The sequence below is a fragment of the Bradyrhizobium sp. LMG 9283 genome (genome assembly GCF_045571415.1).
Classification (GTDB): Bacteria; Pseudomonadota; Alphaproteobacteria; order Rhizobiales; family Xanthobacteraceae; genus Bradyrhizobium.
On the sequence record NZ_CP120691.1, the window covers coordinates 5,002,556 to 5,026,720 of the forward strand.

General features: G+C 64.1%; 22 protein-coding genes and 1 pseudogene. 15 read left to right on the forward strand and 8 right to left on the reverse strand.

All coding sequences use genetic code 11. The features are described 5' to 3' along the window. Positions 1 to 9 precede the first annotated feature (9 nt). Complete coding sequence (locus P6U29_RS23685) at positions 10 to 255, forward strand: DUF6719 family protein (RefSeq protein WP_407112529.1); 246 nt, start codon at positions 10 to 12, stop codon at positions 253 to 255. Positions 256 to 267: 12 nt separating this feature from the next. Here the strand turns inward: P6U29_RS23685 and P6U29_RS23690 are convergent, their stop codons facing one another. Both P6U29_RS23690 and P6U29_RS23695 read right to left on the reverse strand, forming a co-directional pair. Then, on the reverse strand, positions 268 to 630 hold the full coding sequence (locus P6U29_RS23690; RefSeq protein ID WP_407112530.1) for a hypothetical protein: 363 nt from the start codon (positions 628 to 630) through the stop codon (positions 268 to 270). A 30-nt stretch (positions 631 to 660) separates the two neighbouring features. Beyond that, positions 661 to 825, reverse strand: a complete 165-nt coding sequence (locus tag P6U29_RS23695) for a hypothetical protein (RefSeq protein ID WP_407112531.1) — start codon at positions 823 to 825, stop codon at positions 661 to 663. 407 nt (positions 826 to 1,232) lie between these two features. Between P6U29_RS23695 and P6U29_RS23700 the strand changes: the two genes are divergently transcribed. Continuing rightward, positions 1,233 to 1,427 carry a hypothetical protein gene (locus P6U29_RS23700; RefSeq protein WP_407112532.1) on the forward strand — a complete coding sequence of 65 codons (195 nt, stop codon included), beginning with the start codon at positions 1,233 to 1,235 and terminating at the stop codon, positions 1,425 to 1,427. A 35-nt stretch (positions 1,428 to 1,462) separates the two neighbouring features. Here P6U29_RS23700 and P6U29_RS23705 read toward each other — a convergent pair whose 3' ends face one another. Then, positions 1,463 to 2,011, reverse strand: a complete 549-nt coding sequence (locus P6U29_RS23705) for a CreA family protein (RefSeq protein ID WP_407112533.1) — start codon at positions 2,009 to 2,011, stop codon at positions 1,463 to 1,465. 208 nt (positions 2,012 to 2,219) lie between these two features. On the opposite strand from P6U29_RS23705, the gene P6U29_RS23710 reads away from it, so the two are divergent. From P6U29_RS23710 to P6U29_RS23730, 5 genes and pseudogenes are all read left to right on the forward strand, one after another. Next, positions 2,220 to 3,788, forward strand: a complete 1,569-nt coding sequence (locus P6U29_RS23710; RefSeq protein WP_407112534.1) for a L,D-transpeptidase family protein — start codon at positions 2,220 to 2,222, stop codon at positions 3,786 to 3,788. Positions 3,789 to 3,880: 92 nt separating this feature from the next. Continuing rightward, on the forward strand, positions 3,881 to 4,450 hold the full coding sequence (locus tag P6U29_RS23715) for a glutathione peroxidase (protein ID WP_407112535.1): 570 nt from the start codon (positions 3,881 to 3,883) through the stop codon (positions 4,448 to 4,450). A gap of 165 nt (positions 4,451 to 4,615) precedes the next feature. Beyond that, entirely contained in the window at positions 4,616 to 5,638 is a 1,023-nt protein-coding gene (locus P6U29_RS23720) for a polysaccharide deacetylase family protein (RefSeq protein WP_407112536.1), read from the forward strand. Positions 5,639 to 5,645: 7 nt separating this feature from the next. Next, positions 5,646 to 6,197 (forward strand): dihydrofolate reductase, encoded by a 552-nt coding sequence (locus tag P6U29_RS23725; protein ID WP_407112537.1) that lies wholly within the window; start codon positions 5,646 to 5,648, stop codon positions 6,195 to 6,197. Between the two features lie 449 nt (positions 6,198 to 6,646). After that, a pseudogene (locus P6U29_RS23730) lies at positions 6,647 to 7,012 on the forward strand (AraC family transcriptional regulator); the annotation flags it as partial. 116 nt (positions 7,013 to 7,128) lie between these two features. Here P6U29_RS23730 and P6U29_RS23735 read toward each other — a convergent pair. Together P6U29_RS23735 and P6U29_RS23740 are read right to left on the reverse strand one after the other, a co-directional pair. After that, positions 7,129 to 7,581, reverse strand: a complete 453-nt coding sequence (locus P6U29_RS23735) for a DoxX family membrane protein (RefSeq protein ID WP_407112538.1) — start codon at positions 7,579 to 7,581, stop codon at positions 7,129 to 7,131. Positions 7,582 to 7,897: 316 nt separating this feature from the next. Continuing rightward, complete coding sequence (locus tag P6U29_RS23740) at positions 7,898 to 10,207, reverse strand: NADP-dependent malic enzyme (RefSeq protein ID WP_407112539.1); 2,310 nt, start codon at positions 10,205 to 10,207, stop codon at positions 7,898 to 7,900. 247 nt (positions 10,208 to 10,454) lie between these two features. Between P6U29_RS23740 and P6U29_RS23745 the strand changes: the two genes are divergently transcribed. Beyond that, complete coding sequence (locus P6U29_RS23745; protein WP_407112540.1) at positions 10,455 to 12,335, forward strand: hypothetical protein; 1,881 nt, start codon at positions 10,455 to 10,457, stop codon at positions 12,333 to 12,335. Here the strand turns inward: P6U29_RS23745 and P6U29_RS23750 are convergent. Beyond that, positions 12,225 to 13,670: an IS1182 family transposase gene (locus P6U29_RS23750; RefSeq protein ID WP_407112541.1), complete on the reverse strand. Its 1,446-nt coding sequence runs from the start codon at positions 13,668 to 13,670 to the stop codon at positions 12,225 to 12,227. The two genes, P6U29_RS23745 and P6U29_RS23750, sit on opposite strands and share 111 nt — an antisense overlap. 67 nt (positions 13,671 to 13,737) lie before the next feature. Between P6U29_RS23750 and P6U29_RS23755 the strand changes: the two genes are divergently transcribed. Then, complete coding sequence (locus tag P6U29_RS23755; RefSeq protein WP_407112542.1) at positions 13,738 to 14,085, forward strand: hypothetical protein; 348 nt, start codon at positions 13,738 to 13,740, stop codon at positions 14,083 to 14,085. 163 nt (positions 14,086 to 14,248) lie between these two features. Here P6U29_RS23755 and aspS read toward each other — a convergent pair whose 3' ends face one another. Next, complete coding sequence (gene aspS / locus P6U29_RS23760) at positions 14,249 to 16,021, reverse strand: aspartate--tRNA ligase (RefSeq protein WP_407112543.1); 1,773 nt, start codon at positions 16,019 to 16,021, stop codon at positions 14,249 to 14,251. A 196-nt stretch (positions 16,022 to 16,217) separates the two neighbouring features. Between aspS and P6U29_RS23765 the strand changes: the two genes are divergently transcribed. The 5 genes from P6U29_RS23765 (at position 16,218) to P6U29_RS23785 (ending at position 21,910) form a co-directional block, all read left to right on the forward strand. Next, a complete protein-coding gene (locus P6U29_RS23765) occupies positions 16,218 to 17,690 on the forward strand; it encodes a protein adenylyltransferase SelO (RefSeq protein WP_407112544.1) in 1,473 nt (490 codons plus the stop codon). Positions 17,691 to 17,894: 204 nt separating this feature from the next. Further along, positions 17,895 to 18,746, forward strand: a complete 852-nt coding sequence (locus P6U29_RS23770) for a phosphodiesterase (RefSeq protein ID WP_407112545.1) — start codon at positions 17,895 to 17,897, stop codon at positions 18,744 to 18,746. Between the two features lies 1 nt (position 18,747). Beyond that, the gene (locus P6U29_RS23775) at positions 18,748 to 19,698 is read left to right on the forward strand and encodes a carbohydrate ABC transporter permease (RefSeq protein WP_407112546.1); all 951 of its coding nucleotides are present in this window, start codon (positions 18,748 to 18,750) and stop codon (positions 19,696 to 19,698) included. Continuing rightward, complete coding sequence (locus P6U29_RS23780) at positions 19,695 to 20,564, forward strand: carbohydrate ABC transporter permease (RefSeq protein WP_407112547.1); 870 nt, start codon at positions 19,695 to 19,697, stop codon at positions 20,562 to 20,564. The genes P6U29_RS23775 and P6U29_RS23780 overlap by 4 nt, the downstream gene beginning before the upstream one ends. Before the next feature lie 11 nt (positions 20,565 to 20,575). Then, positions 20,576 to 21,910, forward strand: coding sequence for an ABC transporter substrate-binding protein (locus P6U29_RS23785; RefSeq protein ID WP_407112548.1), 1,335 nt, complete (start codon positions 20,576 to 20,578; stop codon positions 21,908 to 21,910). 78 nt (positions 21,911 to 21,988) lie between these two features. Here the strand turns inward: P6U29_RS23785 and P6U29_RS23790 are convergent, their stop codons facing one another. Then, positions 21,989 to 22,978: a zinc-dependent alcohol dehydrogenase family protein gene (locus tag P6U29_RS23790; RefSeq protein ID WP_407112549.1), complete on the reverse strand. Its 990-nt coding sequence runs from the start codon at positions 22,976 to 22,978 to the stop codon at positions 21,989 to 21,991. A 104-nt stretch (positions 22,979 to 23,082) separates the two neighbouring features. Here P6U29_RS23790 and P6U29_RS23795 point away from each other — a divergent pair, with 104 nt between their 5' ends. Then, positions 23,083 to 23,982 carry a LysR family transcriptional regulator gene (locus tag P6U29_RS23795; protein ID WP_407112550.1) on the forward strand — a complete coding sequence of 300 codons (900 nt, stop codon included), beginning with the start codon at positions 23,083 to 23,085 and terminating at the stop codon, positions 23,980 to 23,982. Positions 23,983 to 24,165: the final 183 nt, after the last annotated feature.

Consider the following 24,165-nt stretch of genomic DNA (forward strand, 5'->3'; position numbering starts at 1 on the left):
CCTCACATCATGCTGCTTCGCCACGCAACCTGCCTCTCGCTGCTGATCTTCATCGCGCTTGCCTCCACGGCACGCGCAACCACCGTTGGACGCGAGCAGGACATCGTGGATCTGAAGCTCGGCCAGCGTGTGCTCGTGGATGATGGAACCTGCCCCGCCGGCCAGGTCAAGGAAGTGCGCGGCGCGAAGATGACCGACAAGGGAGTCTCGCGCACGAGTTCCTGCGTGCCGCGGCACGGGCCGAAATCGAGATGATGATCTGAGAAGCTACTTCGCCGGATCGAACATGCACTGCAGCGTCGGCTTGGCGATCTTGGTGAAGGTCGGGCCGATCTCGCCCTGCTTGGAGGCCGGCACCCAATCGGTCTCGATGGTGGGCACGCCGGTCTCGCTGATGCCGCGCAGCAGCGCTTCGCGCAGATCGCGGTCCTCGACGGCCGCGGCGGCGTGATCGTGCAGACAGCCGCAGACCTCCTCCGGATGCTCCCAGCGCCCGAGCATGTGCGGCGCGCACTGGCGCACGAACTCGCTGCGGGGATCGGGTAGCCTGGAGGGTGCGCGCACCTGCGCCTGAACGGAACTAATCGTCAGAAGGGACACGAACGCTGCGGCGCAGAGACGAAGCAACATGATGGGCCTTGCCGGCTGTTTTCTTTGCGGTCAGAAGCGCGCAGCGACCAAGATCGGCTGCGCTGCCGGGATCGTGATGGGCGAGCCGCTGTACTGGAAGGTACCGACACCGGGGAGATTGCCGTCGGGCGAACCCGCCAATGAGGAGCCGGCGAGCACGAAACCGAAAGCAAGGATGAAGCTGAGCGCGCGCATGATTTGTGTCCCAATTTCGTGGTCGGCGGTGCGCCGTCGTCGTTATGAGCCTGATAACCATGGGCGGTTTCGCGCGTGATGCGCGAAAAGCTGAAAATGGTTTCGTCTTCGTGAGAATTGTTTCGTCCCCTCCAAGAGAACGAAACAATTCTCGGAAAATGCCAGTCATTTCAGACAGGTCTCGCTCGAGGTCAAAGTGACCTGCCAAGTTCCGGCGCCAGCGCGGACACACGCCTTGCACAGGCGCCGTCATGCTCCCGCCGCGCGCACTTCACATGCATTTTACGTTTTTCTGCTGAAAGGGGCGGCAAACGAGGACTGGGTCCGATCGAACCGTGGGTGGTTCGGCGGCGACCCAAGCCATCGAAACCGAGACGCCCGGATCATCGGGCGCATTCACGTGAGGGATGGCCACCATGATGGCGGGAAATCGCGCAATGCGGCGCGATACGGATCCACGGACGGACCGCGGAGAGCAACCACCCATTCGCGGCAGCGCCGGCGAAATGGCGCTGCAATCGAGTCGCGGCTTCGAGGCCGCGCCGCAGATGTTCGTGCGGCTGACCGGCTCGCATCTCGCGAAGCAGCGCGATCGTCACTGAGTGAACGCAAGCGCGTCACTGTGAACGCAAGCGCGTCACTGCGTGAAGAACTCGCCGCACTTCTGGACGTTTGCGTCCGCCGGTCCCCACGGCATGATCGGCACGGTCGAGGTCGAGTTCTTGGGCGAGCCTTCGATCAGCTTGTCCGAATAGACCATGTAGACCAGCACGTTGCGCTTGGCGTCACAGCCGCGCACGATCTGCATCTTCTTGAAGAACAGCGACCGGCGCTGGCGGAACATGTCGTCGCCCTGCTCCATCTTGTGCTTGAACTTGATCGGGCCGACCTGGCGACAGGCCAGCGAGATGTCCGAGACCTCCTCGGCAAGGCCGAGCCAACCCTTGAAGCCACCCTTCTCCGGCACCGTGAAATGACAGGCGACGCCCTCGACCTCGGGATCGTCGAGACCATAGGTCGCGAGCTTGTCGTTCGGGCTCATCCACTTGAACACGGTGGAGCGGCGGAAGATCAGATCGGGCTCATCGGCGGCCGATGCCGACGCCATCGGCGCGGTCAGAATCAGCAGGAATAAAGCGAGGCCTTTCAAGCGGATGCTGGAAAGACCGGGGAAACGGGATGACATGAAGTTCTCCGGTAACAAGTCCCTGCAATGTAGGAACGCGAGCGACGATCAGGAAGGCGGCGGGCCATCCGGCTCGGCCGCCGTTTACCGCTCCGTGAGGCTTTTTTGCTACGTCTTGAACAAAAGTAACTGACGGCAGAACCGCCCTGCTGGTGAACGCGTATCCCCTTTGCGAGACTAACGTCTGATTTGGATTATGGATTCGAGGATGAACAGCGTGAACGGGTCGGGTTCTTCCGCCAAGCCGGCGCGGCTGTGGCAGGTCGCCATTTTGACGGCGGCGGGTGCGATCGGCACGACCAGCCAGGCAGACGCAGCGTTTTATTATTGGACGGACTATTCCGACGGGTCCTACTACGCCCGGCAGGATCGGCTTCCCGAAATACCGCGCCAGAAGCCGCAAAAGCGTGGCGTCGCCAGCAAGAAAGAAAGCGTCGTCGAGAAGGAAGCCGGCACCAAGCCGCAAGGACCGCTCGTCATCGTCGTCTCGATCGACCGGCAGAAGGTGACGGTCTACGACAGCAACGGCGTGTTCGCGGAATCTCCGGTGTCGACCGGCATGAAGGGCCATTCGACGCCGATGGGCGTGTTCAGCGTCATCCAGAAGCACAAATTCCACCACTCCAACATCTATAGCGGCGCTCCGATGCCGTACATGCAGCGGATCACCTGGTCCGGCGTCGCCATGCATGCCGGCGTGCTGCCGGGCTATCCCGCCTCGCATGGCTGCATCCGCATGCCGATGGCGTTCGCGATGAAGATGTGGAACTGGACTCGGATGGGTGCGCGCGTGATCGTGGCGCCGGGCCAGATGTCACCGCAAAGCTTCTCCCATCCCCTGCTCGCCTCCATGCGCGTGCCACCGCAGCCCGCGGCGAGCCTCGAGCCGCCGACCAATGTCAGCGACAAGGCCGACAAGGGCGCCGCCGAAACCAAGACAGTCGAGACCAAGACGGCCAGCGCCGACAGCGTGCTCGAGCTGCGTACCTCCGTCGGCCACGCGGTCATGTCGGATGTGACCATTGGCAATGCGCCCGCGCGCGACGAAGCCGCGGCACCGGCCGACAACGCCAAGACGGCCGAGGCATCTGATACGCCCAAGTCCCTGTCGCAAGATGCGGCCAAGCCAGCGAACGACGACAAGCCCGCCGGCAAGGTCGAGGCTGTCAAGGCCGAGCCGGTCAAGACAGAGGCGGTGGACTCCGCAAAGACGCCCAATGCTCAGGCCACTGCTCCGGCGCTCGCCACCTCGCCCGATGCGAAGAAGGACGAGAACCGCGTTGCCGATCCTGCGCCGGCGGCAAAGCCTGATACGCCCAAGCGCGCCGGCCAGATTGCCGTCTTCATCAGCCGCAAGGATTCCAAGCTCTACGTGCGGCAGAATTTTGCGCCGCTGTTCGAGGTACCGATCACGATCTCAGCGAGCGACCGGCCGCTCGGCACGCATGTCTTCACTGCCGAAGTTGACAAGGCCGATGCCAATGCACTGCGTTGGTCGGTGGTGTCGCTGCCCGTCGCCGCCCGTTCCGCGGCACGCGAGGACGACAGCCGCGTATCGCGCCGCCAGCGCGGCGCCGCCGTGATCCCCGTTGCCGCAAAACCGGTGGTCATGCCGGACAGCCCAGCTGAAGCGCTCGACCGCATCTCAGTCCCTGCCGACACCATGGCGAAGATCAACGAGATGCTGACGTCAGGCGGCTCGATCATCGTCTCCGACCAAGGCATCAATCAGGGCGAGACCGGCGAAGGCACCGACTTCATCGTCCGCCTGTACTAGCGCCCCTCGCAGCGTTCGATAACGTGGTGTTGACGAGCCCGCTCGCGCCGGCGGAGTAACATGCCTTTCGGGTCATTTCGGGGGACGCCGTCATGATGAACCGCAGGACCATGCTCATCGCGGCGCTCGGCGGCACGCTCGCGCCGGTAACGCGCGCCCTCGCTGATGGTGGCATGAGCCGGATCTCGGCCTACGCCTTCTCCTTCCCCGCATTGTCAGGCGACGACATCCGCCTCGCCGCGTTCACCGGCAAACCGCTGCTGGTGGTGAACACCGCCTCGCTCTGTGGCTACACTCCGCAATATGCCGGCCTGCAGGAGATCTGGAACGAGTTTCGCGAGCGCGGGCTTACCGTGATCGGCGTACCCTCCAACGATTTCGGTGGCCAGGAGCCCGGCGGCGCGAGCGAGATCACGCAGACCGCACATCACCAATATGGTGTTACGTTCCCGGTTACGGCCAAGGCCGTCGTGGTCGGAGCAAAGGCGCACCCCTTCTACAAATGGGCCGCTGAAGCCCGACCAAAGGAAGTTCCGCGCTGGAACTTCCACAAATACCTGATCGGCCGCGACGGCTATATCGCCGAGGTCTTTCCCTCCGCAGTCGAACCGGCCGACACGCGGATCAAAACGGCGATTGCCAAGGCGCTGGCCGATAGTTGACGCGGGGCGCGCCCATCCGGCTGGGCACAATTATGGCGAGGCGTCAAACAGCCGTTGCAATGGCGAGGGCCCACCATCTAGGCTAGGATCGTTTGGGGCAGGACGGTTTTTGCCGCAGGCGAAAAGCCGCGGTGGAACAACGGGATCAATCTCGAGGACAACACCATGCGTGTGGCGGCAGGACTGATTTTAGCAAGCGCGTTGTCGGTTGCGTTGACCGGCGCAGCATGGTCGCAGACACCGGCCGCGAAGCCCGCAGCCGCGACGCAAGCCGCACCGGCGGCGACGCCAGCGGCCGCAACGCCCGCTGCGGCTCCGGCGCCTGCAGCAACGGCCGCGGCTCCAGCGGGTTTCGTCAATCCGCCCCCGCCGAAACAGGCGCCGCAGCCGGCGCGCGCGGCCTGCAACACCCCAGGCGCCCTCGGCGTCGCCCGCACCGTCGAGATCGACACCACGGGCGGCCCCGGCTTCGGCTTCGAGCATTTCAAGGAGCTCGACTTCCTGCGCGACCACGAGGTGGTGCTGACCTTCGACGATGGCCCCTGGCCGAAGAACACGCCTGCCGTGCTGAAGGCGCTCGCCGACGAATGCACCACAGGCATCTTCTTCTCGATCGGCAAGCACGCGACCTATGAGCCGGAGATTCTCAAGCAGGTCTACGCCGCCGGCCACACGGTGGGCAGCCATACTTGGTCGCACGCCAATCTGAACAACAAGAAGCTCACGGACGCGCAGCGCAAGGAAGAGATCGAGAAGGGCCTTTCCGCGGTGAAATGGGCGCTCGGCGGCATCTCGCCCTCGCCGTTCTTCCGCTTCCCGGCGCTGCAACATCCGCCAGAGATGGTCACCTATCTCGGCAACCGCAACATGGCGATCTTCTCCTGCGACATCGACTCCTTCGACTTCAAGGCCTCCAAGCCCGAGAAGGTGATCGAGACCGTGATGAAGAAGCTCGAGACCAAGGGCAAGGGCATCATCCTGATGCACGACTTCCAGAAGCACACTGCGGAGGCGTTGCCCGAGCTGCTCAAGCGGCTGAAGGCCGGCGGCTACAAGGTGGTGGCGATGCGCGCCAAATTCCCGGCCTCGACGCTGCCGGAATACGACCAGGAGCTGCTCAAGGACATCAAGCTGCCGACGGTGAGCCAGCGCCCGGTCAATTCCGTAGTGACGACCGTTTCCGAATAGAAGGCCGTTGTCTTTCCGTATCGAGGGCTACGTCATCGTGTCAGCGGACGGCATGCTGGCCGACGCCGATCACGTCATGCCCGACAGCCTGAAGTTCGAAGGCGACAAGCTGTTCTTCGAGCAGGCGCTCGAGCGCGCCGCGCTGATCGTGCATGGCCGGCACTCGCACGAGCAGCAGCCGAATTCGCCGAAGCGCAAGCGGCTGATCCTGACCCGCAAGATCAGGGATCTCACCGTCGATCCGGAGATGCCGAACGCGACGCTGTGGAATCCGCAGCACGCGAGCTTCGAGGCGGCCTGCGCCTTCGCGGATGTCGCCTCCGGCACGATCGCCATCATCGGCGGGCCGGTCGTGTTCGACATGTTCATGGACCGATACGACACGTTCTGGCTGTCGGAGGCTCCGCATGTGCGGCTGCCCGGCGGTGAAGGCTGTTTTGTCGGCGTGCCCCAGCGGACGCCTCACGAGGTGCTGGCTTCGCATGGGATGAAGCCGGGCGCGCCGTACCTGCTCGACGCGGCGCATGAGGTGACCGTGACCCCGTGGCGGCCGGGTTAGCCTCCCGGCATTGCCGACGTCGCTCACACCGGGGGCTCCGATTCAAAACTGCAAAAACAACCCATGCAAAGAACCGGCAATTCAATACCATTTCGTATCTTGCTGATTTAGAAAGCTAAAATTTGTCCCGCCGCCGGCCAGCGCAAAGCCGACTAGCATATTTGCCGAGACCCAATAATCGGCCCCGACGGCGGTGATGACGCTATAGCCAGCGTCCGCGGCGCGGCGTCAATACGAGCCGGCCATTCAGAAACACCGCATCAATAGACTGAGACAAAAGCGCAAGACTGGACGGCTTCGGATCGCGGCTGCCGCCCCGCGGCCGACCGGATTGGTACACGAACGAACCATTTTCCTTCGCCGGATATCAACCTACAGCCGGGTATGAATTGGCCCGGCGCCGCCCTTCCCCGCTCCTTAACGACGATCAAGACGCGACCACGACCACCATGACCGACGACGGTACGACGACAGGTCCGACGGGCGCCTCCGGACTGACAGGCGATGCAGCCCCGATATCATCCTTGCTACCGGCCTTCGGCTTCACCGCCGATCAGATGGAGACGGATGCGAACATCGCCGCCTGGCGGGAGGCTGTCGCCACGCTGTTCGAGGTCGACGAGCTCGCCGCCGATGAGCCGGGCCCGTTCCGCGCCGACATCAGCTCCTATGCCATGGGGCCGGCGCTGATCGGGCTGAGCCGTGCCAGCGGCCAGCGATTCCGCCGGACGGCTGAAACGATCGCGCGCAGCGGCGTCGACCACATCATCCTCCAGCTCTATCTCAGGGGTGGCTATGACGGCGTCGCGGGCAGCCCCGCGCCGCGCGCGAGGCCGGATTGCTTGGTGTACAGCGAGGCACGGATGGAGCAAGCAGCGCGACGATTTCCCGCTGGATGCGCGAGATCGCGCCCCCGAGAGCGGATTGATCGCTACACGTCGCCGTAGGCCGCCTCGGCCGGGCGCGTGGTGCGGCCGTAGCCGATGATCATGCAGAGCGCGCCGATGATCGACAGGTTCTTGAGCGCGTCGACCAGCATCTTGGCGTTGTCCGGCGGGGTCTGGTTCCAGAAATCGTAGAACAGGACGGTCGCGACCGCGACGTAGATGGTTAGCAGCATCGCGAAGAAGCGCGCACCGAAATTCAGCGCGATCATCAGCCCTGCGATGATCTCGAGCCCGCCGATCGCGATCGCCATGAGCTGCGGCGTCGTCATGGCCGTCGCCGTCTCGACCTGCTTGGCATAGGGCGCGATGACATCAGGCACCACGAGCTTGGTGGCGATGACGTCGGCGGTCGCCTGGATGGCAAAAAGCTTGGTTGCGCCCGTGTAGATGAACAGCACCGCGAACAGGATTCGCCCGAAAGTCACGAACGCTGGCATGATCGGCCTCTTGGCAAAGCGCTACCGCACGGAACGCTTGAGGGGATTATGAAGAGTCCGCTTGCGCTTTTCAAACGGGGAAATGGAGAACTGCGTGGAATTCAAAGCTGGCGGCGCGCTATTCGGTTGGCGCTCCCTAGCGGAATCGAACCGAGAGCGGCGCGATCGGCCGCAACGCCCTCGGCGTCATGGCCGGGCTTGACCCGGCCATTCACGACTTGCCTCGCGGGACGAAAAACGTGGATGCCCGGGACAAGCCCGGGCATGACGAGTTTGCGGAGCGAGCGCCCCAAAACACCTTGAGGGGGCGAAGCAGCTACGTAAACAACGTCGGCTGCTGCCGCGCGGCGCGCTCCTGGGCTTCCACGACCGCAACCGCCGTCATATTGAGGATGCCGCGCGCGGTGACGCCCGGCGTCAGGATGTGGGCCGGGCGCGCCGGGCCGATCAGAATCGGGCCGACGGGAAGTGCGTCCGCCAGCGCCTTGATCATCTGATAGGCCACGTTGGCGGTGTCGAGGTTCGGCATGATCAGGATGTTGGCCTCCCCCTCGAGCTTGGAGTGCGGCAGCACGAGCTTGCGGGCCGCAGCCGAGAGCGCGGTGTCGCCCTGCATCTCGCCGTCGGCCTCGATCTCCGGATGCTTGTCTTTCAGGAGTTGGGTCGCCCGGCGCATCTTGCGCGAGGAGTCCGTATCGTAGCTGCCGAAATCGGAATGCGAGATGAAAGCGACCTTCGGCTTCAGGGTGAAGCGCTGCACATGCAGCGCCGCCAGTGCCGCGATCTCGGCCAGTTCCTCCGCACTCGGATTGGGCCGCACTTGCGTATCGGCAATGAAGAAGGCGCCCTTGCTGGTGATCAGCAGCGCCAGCGCGGCGTAATCGCTGATCCCCGGCGAGAAGCCGACGATCTCGCGCACATGGCGCAGATGGCTCATGTAGCGGCCCTCGACGCCGCAGAGCATGGCGTCGGCCTCGCCGCGCACCACCGCAAGCGCCGCGATAACAGTGTTGTTGGTGCGCACCACCGTGCGCGCCGCATCCGGCGTCACGCCGCGACGGCCGGCGACCTCGACATAGGACTGCACGTAGGAGCGGTAGCGCGGATCGTCCTCGGGATTGACCAGGTCGAAATCCTTGCCGGCCTTGATCGACAGGCCGAAGCGCTTGATGCGCGCCTCGACCACCGAGGGGCGGCCAACCAGGATCGGCCGCGCCAGCTTCTCCTCGAGCACCACTTGGGTCGCGCGCAGCACGCGCTCGTCCTCGCCTTCGGCGTAGATCACGCGGACCGGCTGGGTCTTGGCCTTGGCGAACATCGGCTTCATGACGAGGCCGGAGCGGAAGGCGAAGCGCTCGAGCAGCGCTCTGTATTCGTCGAAATTGGTGATGGGACGGGTCGCCACGCCCGATTCCATCGCCGCCTTCGCCACGGCCGGCGCGATGCGGAGAATCAACCGAGGATCAAAGGGACTCGGGATCAGCGAGCCCGGACCGAAGCCCTGCGTCTCGCCGGTGTCAAAACCCTGCGCGACTGCATCCGACGGCGCTTCGCGCGCGAGCTGCGCGATCGCCTCGACGGCGGCGTGCTTCATCTCCTCGTTGATGGCGGTGGCGCCGACGTCGAGCGCGCCGCGGAAGATGAAGGGAAAGCAGAGGACGTTGTTGACCTGGTTCGGGTAGTCGGAGCGGCCGGTGCAGATCATGGCGTCGGGGCGCGCTTTTCGCGCCTCTTCCGGCATGATCTCCGGCACGGGATTGGCGAGCGCCATGATCAGCGGCTTGTCGGCCATCGCCTTGGCCATCTCGGGCTTGAGCACGCCGGGTGCCGAGAGCCCGATGAAGATGTCGGCGCCGCCGATGACGTCGGCGAGCGTGCGCTTGTCGGTCTTCTGCGCATAGACCGCCTTCCAGCGGTCCATCGAGGTGTTGCGGCCCTCATGCACGAGACCATCGATGTCACAGACCCAGATGTTCTTGCGCTGCGCGCCCATCGACACCAAGAGGTTCAGCGTCGCGATCGCGGCAGCTCCTGCCCCCGATGCCACGATCTTGACCTCGGACAGCTTCTTGCCATTGAGCCTGAGGCCATTGACGATGGCGGCGGCAACGATGATGGCAGTGCCGTGCTGGTCGTCATGGAACACCGGGATCTTCATGCGCTCCTTCAAGCGCGCCTCGATCTCGAAGCACTCCGGTCCGCGGATATCCTCAAGATTGATGCCGCCGAAGGTCGGCTCGAGCGCGGCCACGGTCTCGACCACGCGGTCGATGGTATCGGCGGCGATCTCGATGTCGAACACGTCGATGCCGGCGAATTTCTTGAACAGGACCGCCTTGCCTTCCATCACCGGCTTGGAGGCCAATGGGCCGATGTTGCCGAGGCCGAGCACCGCGGTGCCGTTGGAGACCACGGCGACCAGATTGGCGCGGGTGGTCAGCGTGGCGGCCTCGGCCGGGTTCTTGGCGATCTCGGTGCAGGCCGCGGCGACGCCCGGGGAATAGGCCAGCGCGAGGTCGCGCTGGTTGGCAAGCGGCTTGCTTGCCTGGATCTCGAGCTTTCCGGGGCGCGGCAGACGATGGTAGGCCAGCGCCGCCTGGTGGAGATCATCAGAATAGGACGACATGCGGTGTCTCGCCTCGCGTTACCGGCCTCAAAATGCATCGTCCGGAGCTGCCGCCCAAGCGGAACGGTATTTCCGGGTCATGGAAACGGGATGAAGCACGCCGGGTGCCTTGGTGGCAACATCCGATTGCGTCCCCATCAACAGCGCGCTCAGTCAAACATTTGAAAACCATAGCTTTCCCTGGACCGCGCGGCGTTTCGCGAATATGGCAGGTTGTGCGGTGTAAAACAGGCAACTGGAGCTGGGAATGAAGCGAATCCTGATCGGCCTGATGGTCGCAGCCGTGCTCGGCGCGGGCGGATGGTTTGGCTTGAACCTCTATGTCCAGCATCGCGCTACCGCCGAGGTCGAGGCGGCTTTCGAGCAGATGCGCTCCGGCGGCGGCAAGGCGAGCTACGGCAAGATCGGGTTCGATCTGCCCACGCGCACCCTGACGATCGAGGACATCGCAATCACACCCGCCGGCCAGCCGCAAGCGCAGGTCAAGATCGCCGGCATCAAGGGCACCGGCGTTCGCCTGATCGACGATACCAGCTTCTCGGCCGAAAGTATCGACGTCGGCGGTTTCGAAGTCGCCCTGGACCAGGCCGGCGCCGCGAAGCTGAAGGCATCCTACAAGATCCCGCAGCTCACTCTGCGCGACTATGCCGGCCCCATTCGCGGCGGCAATCCGCCGACGGGCGGCTCCCTGATCGACATTTATCGCTATGTGCTCGAACAGTACGCAAGCATCACGGCATCGTCAGTCACGGCTCCGACGCTGACGATGACCTTCGACGCGAGCGGCAGCGCCGCTGGAAGCGGCGAGATCACCTATTCCGGTCTGGCGATCCAGAATCTCGAGCGCGGCAAGGTTGAGGCGATGAAGGCCGACCGCGCCGTCTTCACCATTGACGTGCCGCAGCCGGGCAAGCAGGACAAGCTGACCGGCGACCTCTCCAACATGATCATCAACGATTTCGATGCGACCGCGATTGCCGCGGCGCTCGATCCACACAAGACCGGCGACGACAGCTATCACCGCGTCTACCGGCGGATCTCGGCCGGTCGCTATGTGCTCAAATCGATCCAGGGCATGCGGATGGAGATCGACGGGATCAGTTTCGAGGACATCGCGGTGCAGCCCTCCAAATTCCGGCCCGCTGAGATCGTTGCACTCATGCCGACGGACCGGTCGGTCGTCGCGACCGCCGCGCAATCGCGCGAGATGATGGAGAAGCTCGCCGGATTCTATGAAGGTCTTCGCATTGGTCGGATCGAGATCGGCACGACGTCGATGAGCCTCCCACAAGGAACGACCAGGATCAAGGCGATCAGATATCACGACGGCGAATTCGCGGTCGAAGGTGTCGACACGCCGTCTCCGCAGGGGCAGTTCAAGATGGAGCGCTTCGCGCTGAAATCGTTCAGCGCCGCAAACCTGATGCGGTGGGCAGCGAGCCTCAGCAAGCACGGGCAGCCGCCGTCGCCGGAAGAGATGCTGCGCCTGTTCCACGTGCTCGAAGGCGCCGAGATCAAGGGCGTGGTTGCGCCCCATAACAACGCACGGCAGCCCGTGACCGTCGACACGATCAGCCTGAACTGGGGCCAGCTGGTGGGATCGATCCCGAGCAAGGCCAGCCTGGTCGTGAAGATGGTCACGCCGACCGATCCCGCCAATCCGGCGCTGCAGCCGCTGATCGTGGCAGGCGTGGACAAGCTCGCGATCGACCTCGATCTCGGCGCTGCCTGGACGGAAGCGTCAGGCGCATTCGCGCTCGCACCCGCCACGCTCGATCTCGGCAACCTCGCTAGGGCGCAGCTGAGCGTGGCCCTTGCCAAGGTGCCGCGCGACCTCTTCACCACGACGGACCCGTTGGAGGCTATGGGTCTTGGTTGTGTGCAAACGCACAGGTCGGGCGCGGCCGTTGCCGCCAATCATTGCAGTCGGCCGATGTCGTCGGCTCGGATCGTCAATGACCGGGCCAAAGGGAGTACCGCGTCGGGGTATTGCGGCTTTGGACGCGCTTTCCGGCCTTCAGGCGGCGCGGATGGCTGCAATCAGGCTTGGTTTGCCGACGATGTTCATCACCCGTGTGAGGTTATAGGCGAGAACATGCAGCGCCATCTCAGCGGCGACATTCCGTAGGCGCTTCATCAGGAAGTGGGTCGCACCCATACGGGCCTTGATCGTGCCGAAGGGATGCTCGACTGTCTCACGTCGCGTCCGCATGGCGCCGGGATTGGAATCGAGCCGTCTCTGGACCTCCTCGACAACATGCTCATGCTGCCAGCGCGTGATCCGGCGCTCCTTGGACGGCGTACATTGGCTCTTGATCGCACAGCCTTGGCATGCCGCCGTCGACCAGTAACGGCGCAGCGCCATTCCATGCTCAATGTTGGTGAAGTGATACGGCAGCAGCTGGCCGGATGGGCAGCGGTAGACATCCTCATCAGGCAGGTAGGCGAAGTCCTGTTTGCCGAACCGGCCCTCCGCCTTGGCGTTCGACGTCATGGGCTTGGGCAAGGTGACGGCAACGCCAGCCTCTTCGCAGGCCAATATCTCCTCTCCGTCGAAGTAACCACGGTCGGCGACCGCCTCGAGTTTGTCCACTTCGAGCACTTCTTTGGCTTGCTTCGACATCCGAGCAAGCTGCCCACGGTCGTTGCCGACGTTTATGACCTCGTGCGTAACAATCAGATGATGTTCAGTGTCGACCGCGACCTGGACATTGTAGCCGACGACACCCGATCCGCGTCCGCTGGTGGCCATCGAACGAGCATCCGGATCGGTGAGCGATATCTGTTGATCCGGCGTGTTGCGCATCTGCGCATCAAGCACTTCCAGCCGGCTCATCTCCTGTTTCAACCGAGCAATCTTTTCCTTGATCCTCGTCGTCTTGATGCTGATCGCTTCCGATGGCTCCTGCCGATCGGCGCTATCGAGTTGACGCAGATATCGACCGACGCTTTCCTCGATTTGCGCCATCCGCCTCGCCATCTTGGCATGCGTAAAGTTGCGGTCGCGGTTGTTCACCGCCTTGAACTTGCTGCCGTCGATTGCGATGCTTGGGGTCTGCAACAGGCCCATTTGCCGGCATAGCGCAACGAACTTCGCGCAAACCTTCCGGATCGCCGCGCCATTGTCCTTCCGGAAATCGGCGATCGTCTTGTGATCGGGAGCCAGGCGGCCGATCAGCCACATCACCTCGACATTGCGGCACGCCTCACGTTCCAGGCGGCGACTGGATTGCACCCGATTGAGATAGCCGTAGATGTAAAGCTTCAGAAGGACTGCCGGATGATAGGAGGGCCGGCCCGTCTCCTTGGCGATCACACGCTCAAATCCCAGTCCATGTAGGTCGAGCGCCTCGACGAACACATCGATCACATGGACTGCATTGTCCTCGCTTACCCAGTCCTCCAGACATTCCGGCAAGAGCGTTAGCTGAGACCTATCCGCGCCCTCAACAAAACGTCCCATCCGTATCCCCCATCAGGAAACGGAGGAATCGTAGCCGACTCGCGACTTTTCACACAGCCAGGGTCAGTTGGCGCAGGTCGAGACCGGCGCAATCGAGCTCTCCTTGCGTGACCGCGGCGTTGTCGATCTGGTCGTGTCCCAGTTCGCGCGCATGCAGAATGTCAGCCGCGACGCCGCGCGCGGCGCCATTGTCGCGATGATCCGGGCGCAGGGCGAGAAGATCGCGGCCTCCAATCTCGATGCCAAGGTCGCGGTCGATGCACTCGCCGGCTTCGTCGAGACCTCAGGGCAAACGCTGAGCATCAGGCTGACACCACTCGGCAAGCTGCCGGTGCTTCAGCTGGTCGATGTCCTCGACCACGAACCGATCATCGCGCTGGCGCAGTTCAGGATCGAGGCCTCGACGGGGCTGTAGCTCGATCTCGTGTCCCGGACGCGGCGCGGCATGAAATGACGCGACGCAGAGCCGGGACCCAGAAAGCCTGCGGCTCACCGCGACGTGGGCCCCGGCTCTGCAGCGCACCGCTGAAGCAGCGCTGCGCTGCGTCCGGGGCACGAGACTGGAAATCGCAAGAGCGTCACTTCTGCGGCAGGTTCACCCGGATGTGCAGCTCGCGGAGCTGCTTCGTCGTGGCTTCCGACGGGGCGCCCATCAGGAGGTCCATGGCCTGCTGGTTCATCGGGAACAGCGAGATCTCGCGCAGATTCGTGGTGCCGCAGAGCAGCATCACGATGCGGTCGATGCCTGCGGCCATGCCACCATGCGGCGGGGCGCCGTACTGGAAGGCGCGGTACATGCCGCCGAAGCGGTCGACCACTTCCTGCTCGCCGTAACCTGCGATCTCGAACGCCTTCACCATGGCTTCCGGCACGTGGTTGCGGATGCCGCCGGAGGCGATTTCGTAGCCGTTGCAGGTGATGTCGTACTGGAACGCCTTGATGGTCAGCGGATCCTGCGACTTCAGCGCCTCCAGGCCGCCCTGCGGCATCGAGAACGGGTTGTGCGAGAAGTCGACCTTCTTGTCGTCCTCGTTGTACTCGTACATCGGGAAGTCGACGATCCAGGCGAGTTCGAACCGCTCCTTATCGGTGAGGTTCAACTCCTCGCCGACCTTGTTGCGGGCGAGCCCTGAAAACTTCCAGAACTTGTCGGGATCGCCGGCGACGAAGAAGGCGGCATCGCCCTCCTTCACGCCGAGCTGCGCGCGGATCGCAGCGGTGCGCTCGGGCCCGATGTTGTTCGCGAGCGGGCCTGCGCCCTCGCCGCCCTCGCGCCACATGATATAGCCGAGGCCTGGCTGGCCCTCGCCCTGCGCCCACGAGTTCATGCGGTCGCAGAATGCACGGCTGCCGCCGCCGGCGGCCGGGATCGCCCACACCTGGTTCTTGGGATCCTCGAGCATGCGCGCGAACACCTTGAAGCCGGAGCCGCGGAAGTGCTCGGAGACGTCCTGCATCTCGATCGGGTTGCGCAGGTCCGGCTTGTCGCTGCCGTATTTGCGCAAGGCTTCCGCGAACGGAATGCGGCGCCAGCCCTTGGTGACCGGCTTTCCTCTCGCGAACTCCTCGAACACGCCGGTGATGACGGGTTCCATCGCCGCAAAGACGTCCTCCTGAGTCACAAAACTCATCTCGACGTCGAGCTGGTAGAACTCGCCGGGCAGGCGGTCGGCGCGCGGGTCCTCGTCGCGGAAGCAGGGCGCGATCTGGAAGTAGCGGTCGAAGCCCGACATCATCAAGAGCTGCTTGTACTGCTGCGGCGCCTGCGGCAGCGCGTAGAACTTGCCGGGATGGATGCGCGATGGCACCAGGAAGTCGCGCGCGCCTTCCGGCGAGGACGCGGTCAGGATCGGGGTGTTGAACTCGAAGAAGCCCTGCCCCTCCATCCGTCGGCGCATCGACTTGATGATCTCGATGCGCGTCATGATGTTCTGGTGCAGTTTTTCGCGACGCAAATCCAGGAAGCGATATTTGAGCCTGATGTCCTCAGGATATTCCTGGTCGCCGAAGACCGGCAGCGGCAGGTCGCCGGCCGGGCCCAGCACCTCGATCTCGCTCACATAGACCTCGACCTTGCCGGTCGGCAGGTCGTCATTGTCGGTACCATCGGGGCGGCGGCGGACCTTGCCATCCATCTTGACCACGAATTCGGAGCGCAGCTTCTCGGCGAGCGAGAACGCCGCCGAGTCCGGGTCCACCACGCACTGGGTCAGGCCGTAATGGTCACGCAGGTCGATGAACAGCACGCCGCCATGGTCGCGAACGCGATGGACCCAGCCCGAGAGGCGGATGGTCTCGCCGATGTTGCTCTCGCGGAGCGCGCCGCATGTGTGTGACCGGTAGCGATGCATGGTCGTCCCAAAATCAATGTCGGAGGAAGCGAATCGAACGGCCTGAAACGACCGGTCCGAAGTTGCGGCAGGGTTTACCCGACGAGACCCAAGGCGGCAACCGAGGGAACGGCCTGTTTTGGACCCGAAGGGCCCATTTTTGGCTTATCAGAGACCGAGCCTTTGCCATCAGGCGTTCCAACCCTATCTTGAGCCCATGACGGTCCATTTTCCCTTCCAGAACTCCTATTCGGCGCTGCCGGACAGCTTCTTTGCCCGCGTCGCGCCGACCCCCGTGGCCGCGCCCCGGCTGATCAAGCTGAACCGGCCGCTGGCGATGCAGCTCGGGCTCGATCCCGATGTGCTGGAGACGCCGGAAGGGGCCGAGATCCTGGCCGGCAAGACGGTTCCCGCCGGCGCCGATCCCATCGCCATGGCGTATGCCGGCCACCAGTTCGGGCATTTCGTGCCCCAGCTCGGCGACGGCCGCGCCATCCTGCTCGGCGAGGTCATCGACAAGGACGGCGTCCGCCGCGACATCCAGCTCAAGGGCTCGGGTCCCACTCCGTTCTCCCGCCGCGGCGACGGCCGCGCGGCGCTCGGACCGGTTCTGCGCGAATACATCGTCAGCGAAGCCATTTACGCGCTCGGCATCCCGACCACGCGCTCGCTCGCCGCCGTCGTCACCGGCGAGCACGTCATCCGCGAGACCGCGTTGCCGGGCGCGGTGCTGACGCGCGTCGCCTCCAGCCATATCCGTGTCGGGACCTTCCAGTTCTTTGCCGTGCGCCGCGACACCGAAGCGATCCGCCGGCTCGCCGACCACGTCATCATGCGTCATTACCCGGAGTTGCTCCATACGGAGCGGCCCTATCACGACCTGCTCGCTGCCGTCGTTGCGCGACAGGCAGAGCTGATCGCGCGCTGGCTGCTGGTCGGCTTCATCCATGGCGTGATGAACACCGACAACACGTCGATATCAGGCGAGACCATCGATTACGGTCCCTGCGCCTTCATGGATGCCTACAATCCTGCCCAGGTCTTCTCCTCGATCGACGAGATGGGCCGCTACGCCTACGCCAACCAGCCGCGCATCGGCTTGTGGAATCTGACGCGCCTCGCCGAATGCCTGCTGCCACTGTTCGGCGAGGAGCAGGAGAAGGCGATCGCGGAAGCCCAGGACATTCTCGGTGCCTTCGCCGAAACGTTCAGCGCGGCCTATCAGGCTGGCCTGCGCCGGAAGGTAGGCCTGTTCACCGAGCGCGACGGCGACGACGCGTTGATCCAGGACCTGCTGGACGCCATGGCCAAGAACCAGGCCGACTTCACCCTCACCTTCCGCAAGCTGGGTGACGCCGCAGGCGATGCGAGCGCCGACGTGCGCGCGCAGTTCATGGACCCCGCAGCCTTCGACGACTGGGCCAAGCGCTGGCGCGCGCGCATCGCGCTGGAGCCGCAGACCGCAGCCGAGCGGCGAGCCGCCATGCACGCGGTCAACCCGATCTTCATCCCGCGCAACCACCGCGTCGAGGCCGTGATCCAGGCCGCGGTGAATGACGGCGACTACGCGCCGTTCGAAGAGCTGGTGAAGGTGCTGGCAAAGCCATACGAGGAGCAGCCGGAGTATGCGGCCTACGCCGATCCGCCGCTGCCGGACCAGCGGGTGTTGCAGACGTTCTGCGGGACGTAAGGCTCGCCTGACCACGCACCATCTCTAATTGCCTCGCTGCATGCATTGCGCCTTGCGCTAGTCCATTCCTGTCCGGCGGGCGTTGTGGACACGTCCCGTGCACGGGAACTCCTGTCATCAAACTGAAACACACGCGCTCTAACGGGCTGGCAGGGTCGTCTTGCCGGAGGCGCCCATCCTCCAACCGTCCCGACAAAGCGCGCCATGCCCTTCAAGTTCATCCACCTCACCGACACGCATCTCGCGAATCCCGGCTTGACGCTCTATGGCCTCGATCCGCGCGCCCGGCTGGATGCGGCGATTGCGGACATCAACAAGCACCAAGCGGATGCTGCGTTTACGGTGGTGACCGGCGATCTCACCCATTGGGGCGAGGCTGAGTCCTACGCCAACTTCGCCGAGGCGATGGCGGCGCTGAAGATTCCCTACATCGCCATGGTCGGCAATCACGACAAGCGCGTCACCTGCCTCGATGCGCTGAAGGCCGCGCCGCGCGATGCCAACGGCTTCGTGCAGGGCACACGCACCACCGAGCACGGCCTCTTCGTCTTCCTGGACACGCTGGACGAGACCAGCCATGCCGGCGAGATGTGTGAAAGGCGCCTCGGCTGGCTGGCGAGCACGCTCGCCGCCGCGCCCGCCGACCAGCAGTTCGTCATGTTCATGCACCATCCGCCCTTCCCGGTCGGCGTCCACGCCATGGACGAGATCGCGCTGAAGCAGAGCGCCGAATTCGCCGAGGTGATCGCGCCCTACCGCTCGCGCATCCGCCATCTCTTCTTCGGCCATGTGCACCGGCCGATCTTCGGCAGCTACGGCAAGATCCCGTTCTCGACGCTGCGCGGCACCAACCACCAGGTCTGGTTCGAGCTTGACGCTGCGGCCACCGAGCATCTCGCCAGCCACGAGCCGCCGGCCTATGGCGTCGTGCTGATCGACGACGAGAACCTCGTCGTGCACAGCCATGACTTCCTCGACCAGAGTCTGCGCTTCCCCTTCGAGCCACCGGCAGGAGTGGACGGCCGCGACTATGCACTCAATTTCCCGGCGCGATGAGATGAGCCTCGCTGAACCCGCGGCTCTCCCGGTCGCGACGTCGGCGGCACCGCGTCTGCACGTCCTGAAGCGCTTCACGAGCAGCTTCAAAGCCTCGCTGCCGGCCTATCTGCTGCTCTTGCCCTCGCTGATCTTCCTCGCGCTGTTCACCTATGGCGCGATGGGCCGCGTCGTCATCGACGCGCTCTATCAGCGCGCCACGCCCAAGGCGCCGGTGCGTTTCGTCGGCTTTGAGAATATCGGCGCGGTGCTCGCCGACCCCGCCTTCACCGGCGCGGTCGTCAACAACCTGATCTACGCCGTCGGCACGGCGGTGCCGAGCATCGGACTTGCGCTGTTGTTTGCGCTGGCGCTGTCGCGCACCCATGCCGTGAACAGCGCGCTGCGCGCCGCGCTGTTCCTACCGGTGCTGATCCCGATGGTCGCGGCATCGGCGCTGTTCCTGTTCATCTTTCTGCCGAATGTCGGCCTGCTCGACTATTACATCGGCCGGCTGCTGCCGGTGCTGCCGAACTGGCTCGGCGACCCCGACATCGCGCTTTATGCGATCATGATCATCACGATCTGGAAGAACGCCGGCTATTACATGCTGTTCTTCCTCGCCGGCCTTCAGGCCGTGCCCGAGGACGTGATGGAAGCCGCACATCTCGACGGCGCGGGACCTTACATGCGCCTGCGCCACATCATCCTGCCGGAGCTCAAGCCCACCTTCCTGTTCGTCACCGTCATCGCCACGCTGAATGCGGTGACGCAGGTCGACCACGTCTTCGTCATGACCCAGGGCGGGCCGTCCAATTCGACCAATCTCGTGCTGTTCTACATCTACCAGCAGGCGGTCGAGCATTACGACATCGGCAAGGCCTCGGCGGCAACGCTGCTGACCCTCGCCGCGCTGATGGGGCTCACCGCACTATCCTTCCGCACCATGGCGAACCGGGAGGGCGGGCCATGAAGCTGATCGATGCGCTGTGGAAGGACGCCCCGCTCGCCACCCGCAACGAGATCACGCCCAAGCTCGGCTTTGCGCTGACCGTGCTGCTCGCGATCGTCTGGCTGATCCCCTTTCTGTGGATGGTCGTGGCGACGCTGCGCCCGGCCTCTGACGGCATCAACGCCATGGCGGAGCTGATGCCGAGCCTGAAGCCGACGCTCGACAATGTCAGGGATGCCTGGGAGATCGGCGATTTCCCGCGCTACACGATCAACACCACGATCATCTGCACCGGCATCCTCCTGGTGCAGTTCGTCACGATCACGCTCGCAGGCTTTGCCTTCGCGCGCCTGAACTTCGCCGGCAAGACGCTGATCTTCTACCTGTTCCTGATGCAGCTGATGCTGGTGCCGGTGCTGCTGATCGTGCCGAACCTATCGCTGGTGGCGCAGCTCGGCCTCTATGACACGCTGACCGGCGTGATGATGCCGTTCTTCGCCTCCGCCTTCGGCACCTTCCTGATGCGCCAGGCTTTCGAGGCGATCCCGACCGAGCTGGAAGACGCAGCCCTGATCGACGGCGCCAGCCTGCTCCAGCGCATCCGCCACATCTACGTGCCGCTGTCGCTGCCGAGCTTCTCGGCTTTCGCCATCATCTCCGTGACCAGCCACTGGAACGACTTCCTGTGGCCGCTGATGGTGATCAACTCGCCGGACAAGCGGCCGCTCACGGTCGGCCTCTCGGTGTTCACCAAGACCGCCGAAGGCACGCAGGCCTGGGGCACGATCGCCGCAGGCACGCTGATGGTGATCGCGCCGCTGCTCGTCGTTTTCCTGATCTTCCAGAAACGCTTCATCAGCTCTTTCGTCACCTCAGGCATCAAATAGGAGATTTTCCGATGCTGTTCTCCCGCAGGCTCATGCTCGGCCTTGCCATGGCAGGCACTATGGCAGGCGCCATCACCTTCCCGGCCCTCGCCGGCGAAGGCCCGACCGAGATCGACCTGTTCTTCCCCGTTCCCGTCGACGGCAAGCTCGCCCGCGACATGGGCACCCTGATCAAGGAGTTCAACGAGACCCATCCCGACGTCAAGGCGACGGCGGTCTACACCGGCTCCTATGACGACACGCTGATCAAGACGCGCGCCGCGATCAAGGCCGGCAAGCCGCCGGCTGCCGTGATCATGTCGGCGAACTTCCTGCTCGACATGCAGATCGAAAACGAGCTCACCAATCTCGACAGCCTGATTGCTGCGGACGGCACCACCAAGGAGAAGTTCCTGGGCCAGTTCTTCCCGGCGCTGCAGGGCAACGCGGTGATCAACCGCTCGGTCTACGGCGTGCCCTTCCACAATTCGACGCCGCTGCTCTACATCAATGCCGACAAGGCCAAGGAAGCCGGCCTTGATCCGAACAAGCCGCCGCAGACCTGGGCCGAGCTTACCGACTGGGCCAAGAAGCTCACCAAGCGCGACGGCGACAAGGTGACCCAATGGGGCATCGCGATCCCCTGCGCCTACGACTATTGCGGCTGGATGATGGAGACGCTCACCATGAGCAATGGCGGACGCTACTACAACGAGGAGTTCGGCGGCGAGGTCTATTACGACACGCCCTCGATGCTCGGCGCACTCACCTGGTGGAACGATCTCATCGCCAAGCACAAGGTGCATCCGCCCGGCGCCACGCCTGGTCCGGCCGTCAGCACTTCTTTCATCTCCGGCAACGCCGCGATGATGATGCTCTCGACGGGCTCGCTCACTTACGTGCGCGACAACGCCAAGTTCGCCTACAAGGTCGCCTTCATCCCGCGCAACGTCCGCAACGCCGTGCCGATCGGCGGCGCCTCGCTGATCATGCCGGCCGGGCTCGAGTCCGACAAGCAGAAGGCCGCCTGGACGCTGATCAAGTGGATGACCTCGCCCGAGAAGAGCGGCTGGTGGAGCCGCGCCACCGGCTATTTCGCGCCCAACATGGCCGCCTACAAGACGCCAGAGATGGTTGACTTCCTGAACAAGAACCCGGACGCCAAGACCGCCGTCGAGCAGCTCGACGTCGCAAAACCGTGGTTCGCGACCTACAAGACCGTCCCGGTCCGCAAGAACCTCGAGGACGAGGTCATGCTGGTCCTGAACGGCAAGAAGCAGCCGAAGGAAGCCCTCGCCGCCGCCCAGAAGGCCGCCGACGAGACGCTGAAACCGTACAACGCGGAGACCTCGCTGAAGCTGCCGTAAGGCCGGCTACGCATGGCGCAAACAAACTTCGGCGCTCCGTCATGCGGGGCGCCGAATGCGTTTTGAGACTGCGCATGATTAGATCGTTACCACGATCTTGCCGAACTGATTGTTTGACTCCAGGAAGCGATGCGCCTCGACGATGTCCTCAAAGCGGAACGTTCTGGCGATGATCGGCTTCAAGGTGCGGTCCGACAGCCCGTCGAGAATGAACGCCTTTGCCTTCGCAAGGCGCGCGCGATCGCGGACGATCTCGTGCACGAGGTAGCCGCGCAGCGTCAGGCTCTTGCCGAGTACGTTGAGGAGCGGGAACGGCGTCGGCTCGGGGCTCAGGCCGCCATACTCGATCAGGATCCCGCCCGGCGACATCGCCGCGGTCAATGGCTCGAATGCGGGACCACCGACGGCATCAAATACCACGCGGACGCCCTTCGCACCGGCGATCTCCAGCAGTCGCGCTCCAACAAGCTCCTCGTCCGAGGCAACAACGTGGGCGGCGCCGGCATCGAACAGAGCCCGCCGCTTGATCGAGGTCCGCGTCACGGCAACCGGGACAGCGCCGATCCGGTTCGCAATCTGGATCGCCGCGAGCCCGACGCTGCTCGATGCCGCCGTGATGGCAACGATGTCCCCTCGCCCAAGTCCGGCGATGTCGACCAGCGCGCCATATGCCGTCAGATACTGCATCCACACCGCAGCTGCCGCCTCGAAGCCAAGCTCCGGCGGATGCTTCACGATGAGTTCGGCCGGAAAGGTCGCGAGCTCGGCATAGGCCGGCCATCGCACCATCGACAGCGGCGGGACGATGCTCACGATGTCGCCTGGCACAAACCTGGTCACATCATCCCCGACCGCTTCGACGATGCCTGCCGCCTCCAGACCCAGCCCTGACGGAAATGTCGCGCTCTCGATATAAGTCCCCCTTCGCAACAGGGCCTCGGCACGGTTGAGACCGAGTGCCTTGACCCGGATCTGTACCTCGCCCGTTGCCGGCGGCGGGACATCGACGGTCTCGATGCGCAGCACTTCGGGACCACCATGCTGATGAAAGCGAACGGCGCGGGCCATGGATACACTCCAAAACAGTTGAACTGAATGGAGCTAGGCCGACCCGGGGCAAGCGGATAAATCGCCCCAGTCAAGTGAACAGTCGAAACCAGGAGTTTTCAATCATGGACCGCCTGACCAGCATGGCCGTGTTCGTCAGGGCCGTCGATCTCGGCTCGTTCGCGGCCGCGGCCGACGCCCTGGAGATGTCGGGGCCGATGGTCGGAAAGCATGTGCGCTTTCTCGAGGACAGACTCGGCGTCCGCCTGCTCAACCGCACCACGCGGCGCCAGAGCCTGACGGAGGCCGGCCAGGCCTATTACGAGCGCTGCCGCGTGGTGCTCGCCGAGGCGGAAGCCGCCGACGCCGTTGTGTCCGACGAACTGTCCGAGCCGCGCGGCAGGCTGCGCGTGACCATGCCGGCCCTGCTGGGACGGCACTGCATCGCTCCGTTGCTGATGAAGCTCGCGCGGAAACATCCGCATCTCGAGCTCGACCTCTCCTTCGGCGATCCGATCGCTGACATCATCGAAGCCGGCTATGATCTGGCGATCCGGACCGGCGATCTCGACGACCAGTCCGGTCTGATCGCGCGGCGCATCGCAAGCCAGCGCATGGTGGTGTGCGGCGCGCGCTCGTATTTGCGTACCAACGGCAAGCCAAAATCGCTCGACGACCTCGCCGCACATCAGGCGATCATCTATCGTCGCTCGGGGCGCGTCAGGCCGTGGCTGTTTCCGCAGCAAGACGTGTCTCCGCGCGCGATCATGCCCTTGGGCAGGCTGAGGTTCGATGATCTGGAGGCGATCGCCGATGCCGCCACGCAAGGCATGGGCCTCGCCTGGCTGCCCTATTGGCTGGTTCGCGAACGCCTCAACACTGGCGCACTGGTTCGTCTCTTCAGTGGTCAGCCGGAATTCCTCTACGACTGCCACGCGCTGTGGCCCCGTTCGCCCCGGCTGCCGCCAAAGGTCCGCACCGCCGTGGATACCTTGGCTTCAGCTCTGCCGAAGCTGATGACGTGACGGTGACCTTGCCGGCATTAACTCCCCGTCCACCATCCGGCGGCCGAGCGGGCCGGTAACCACGAGAATTAACAGACCCTCAACGTACCCCCGACAAATCTATCAATGTTTCTGGAGATTTCGCCGTGGATCTGTTGGTTTTCGAGTTCCTGGGACTGGCTCTGGTCGCCATGTGCGTGATCG